This window comes from Streptomyces sp. NPDC088246 (assembly GCF_044741025.1).
Lineage (GTDB): Bacteria > Actinomycetota > Actinomycetes > Streptomycetales > Streptomycetaceae > Streptomyces.
Window position 1 is genome coordinate 1 of sequence record NZ_JBIURV010000142.1, and the last position, 3716, is coordinate 3716.

At 69.9% G+C, this 3716-nt stretch carries 1 protein-coding gene; it reads right to left on the minus strand.

What is annotated here, in order from left to right; all coding sequences use genetic code 11:
- Positions 1-3716 (minus strand): beta-ketoacyl synthase N-terminal-like domain-containing protein (locus ACIPEK_RS46335; protein ID WP_402008977.1); only part of this gene is annotated, 3716 nt, incomplete at both ends.

Genomic DNA, 3716 nt, shown 5'->3' on the forward strand with positions numbered 1-3716 from the left:
TCAGCAAACACATCCTCGCCCAGCCGCCACGCAGCCCTCAGACCCTGGAACACCGGGCCGTACACCAACCCCCCTTCCGCATAACGCTCGTACACGCCCTCAACCGAAACCGGCACCGCACCCACCGGAGGCCACACCGCGAATTCGGACTCGTCCGCGCGACCGCGCGTCCCCGTGCCGAGCACACCCGCGGCGTGCCGCGTCCACGACGCCTCACCCACCACGTCCTCCTCGCCACGCGAGTGGATGCTGAAGGTGCGGCTGCCCGAGCCGTCAGGCGCGTTGACCACGAGCTGGGTGTGGATCACTCCGTGCTCCGGGAGCACCAGCGGAGTCTCCAGGGTCATCTCCGACAGCAGCGCGCAGCCCACCTGGTCACCGGCCCCGATCGCCATCTCGACAAAGCCTGTGCCGGGGAAGAGCACGGTGTCACCGATGGCGTGGTCGGCCAGCCATGGCTGGGTCCGGGTGGAGAGCCGTCCGCTGAAGAGCAGACCGTCCGACTCGGCGAGCACGGCGGCTGCTCCCAGCAGCGGGTGATCGCCTGCGCCGGACGCCGCACCGAACGGGGAGTAACCGTCGATCCAGTAGCGCCGGCGCTGGAAGGGATAGGTGGGAAGGTCGACCTGCTGAGCTGTTCCTGTGGCGTGCAGGCCCGCCCACTGGACGGTGTGGCCACTGGTCCAGAGGTGGGCCAGCGCGGAGAGGATTTCGGCCTGTTCGGGGCGGTTGCGGCGTAGGAGGGGGATGAATGCAACTGTGGTGTCGTCGGGCAGGGCGTCGGGGGCCATGGCGGTCAGGACCGCGTCCGGGCCGATCTCCAGGAAGGTGGTGACGCCCTCGGCCGCCAGAGCCTGGATGCCATCGGCGAAGCGGACGGCATCGCGGACGTGGGACACCCAGTAGTCGGGGGAAGTGAGTTCACCGGGTGCGGCGGTACGGCCGGTGACGTTCGAGACGACGGGGATACGGGGCTCGCTGTAGGTGAGTCCCGTCACCAATGCCTTGAACTCCTCCAGCATCGGGTCCATCAGCGGGGAGTGGAAGGCGTGCGACACCTTCAGCCGGGACGTCTTTCGGCCCTGTGCCCGCAGTTCTTCCACCACCGAGTCGACGGTGTCCTCGCTGCCGGAAATGACCACCGCACGGGGGCCGTTGACCGCCGCGACCGCAGCGTCCTCGGCGCGGTCCAGGAGCGTGAGGATCTCGTCCTCGGTGGCCTGGACGGCGGCCATGATGCCGCCGTCAGGCAGGGCCTGCATGAGCCGGCCGCGCGCGGCGACCAGGGAGCAGGCGTCGGCGAGGGAGAACACGCCGGCGGCGTGCGCCGCGCTGATCTCGCCGATGGAGTGCCCAGCCAGCAGATCAGGGCGTACACCCAGCGACTCCACCAGGCGGAACAGGGCCGTCTCGACAGCGAACAGGGCGGGCTGGGCGTACTCCGTCCGGTCCAGCAGCACCGCCAGGTCCGAACCCTCCTGAGCGAAGAGCACATCCTTCAGGGGGTGGTCCAGCAGGGGGTCCAGGTGCCCGCACACCTCGTCCAACGCCGCCGCGAACACCGGGAACGCCGCGGCGAGTTCACGGCCCATCCCGGTCCGCTGCGCGCCCTGGCCCGTAAACAGGAACGCCAGCAGGCCCTCGGTCACCGCCCCTTCGACCACACCCGGCGCACCCTCGCCGGCAGCCACTGCCCGTAGCCCTGCGATCAGTTCATCACGTCCAGTACCCGCAATCACCGCACGGTGGTCCAGCTGCGCCCGCGTCGTCGCCAGTGCGACACCCACATCCACCGGATCGGGAGCGTCCTCGCGCCCCACCAGGCCCAGCAGCCCCGCCGCCTGTGCACGCAACGCCGCCGCGTTCGCGGCGGACACCGGCCACGCCAAGGTTCCGGGAGGGCCGGCCGGCTCGGTCGCCGGCCGCAGCCCGGAGGCGGACCGGGAGCCGACGGGCTCGGGGGCCTGCTCAATGATCACGTGCGCGTTCGTGCCGCTGATCCCGAAGGACGAGACGGCCGCACGCCTCACTTCCCCGGCCTCCCAGGGCCGGGACTCCGTCAGCAGTTCCACACGGCCGGCCATCCAGTCCACCTTCGACGACGGCTCGTCCACGTGCAGGGTCTTGGGCAGTACGCCGTTGCGCATCGCCATGACCATCTTGATGATCCCGGCCACGCCCGCGGCGGCTTGGGTGTGCCCCAGGTTCGACTTGATGGAGCCGAGCCACAGCGGGTGCTCGGCGGCGCGGTCACGTCCGTACGTCGCCAGCAGCGCCTGGGCCTCGATCGGGTCGCCCAGGACCGTGCCCGTACCGTGTGCCTCCACCGCGTCGATCTGGTCCGCCGACAACCTGGCATTCGCCAAGGCCGCCCGGATCACCCGCTGTTGGGACGGGCCGTTCGGCGCCGTCAAGCCGTTGCTCGCGCCGTCCTGGTTCACTGCGCTGCCGCGTACCACCGCAAGCACCTGGTGGCCGTTGCGTCGCGCGTCCGAAAGCCGCTCCACCACCAGCACGCCGACGCCCTCGGACCAGCCGGTGCCGTCCGCCGCCTCGGCGAAGGACTTGCAACGACCGTCGCCCGCCAGGCCGCGCTGCCTGCTGAATTCGATGAAAGTGGCGGGTGTGGACATCACCGTCACGCCGCCGACCAGGGCGAGGGAGCATTCGCCGGTGCGTAGAGCCTGGCCCGCCAGATGCAGGGCCACCAGGGACGACGAGCACGCCGTGTCGACAGTCACGGCCGGCCCTTCCAGGCCGAAGGTGTAAGCGATACGGCCGGAGACGATGCTGCCCGCGCTGTGACTGGTCGGGTAGTCGTGGTACATCAGGCCTGCGAACACGCCGGTCGAGCTGCCCTTCACGGTCGCGGGGTCGATGCCTGCCCGCTCGAACGCCTCCCAGGAGGCCTCCAGCAGCAGTCGCTGCTGCGGGTCCGTGCTCAGTGCTTCGTTCGGGCTGATCCGGAAGAAGGCGGCGTCGAAGTCGGCAGCGTCGTGCAGGAAGCCGCCCTTGTTCACGTACGTGGTGTCCGGCCGCTCGCCGTTCGGGTCGAAGATCGCGCTGATCTCCCAGCCGCGGTCCTCCGGGAACTCGGACACGGTGTCATTGCCCTCGGAGACCAGTTTCCACAGGTCTTCGGGCGACTCGATGCCGCCGGGATAGCGGCAGGACATGCCCACGATGACGATCGGGTCGTCGGTTACGAGCCCCTCGTGGCTCACCGGCGCAACAGCGGGGGTGTCGAGCGTGCCGAGGAGTTCATCGTGGAGATGGTCCGCGAGGTCGCCGGCAGTCGGGTAGTCGAAGACGAGAGTGGCCGGCAGGCGCAGGCCGGTCGCCGCGTTCAGCCCGTTGCGCAGTTCCACCGAGGTCAGCGAGTCGAAGCCCAGGTCACTGAAGGCGCGGTCCGGCGCGATGGCCGCGGGCGTCGCATGACCCAATACGTCGGCGACCTGTCCCCGCACCACATTGAGCAGCGCGCGTTCCCGCTCGGCCGGGGTGAGTGCGGACAGCTGATGGTGCAGCGTGTCAGCGGTGGTGCCGTCGCTGATGGCAGCGGTACGTCGCACCGTGGGGACCAGGTGGTGGTAGAGGGACGGGAGTGCGGTTCCCTGTGCCCGCAGCGCCTCCACATCAAGACGTACCGGTACCAACGCCGCGTCCGCCCGCGCACCCGCATCAAACAACCGCAAGCCGTCCACCACCGACAACGG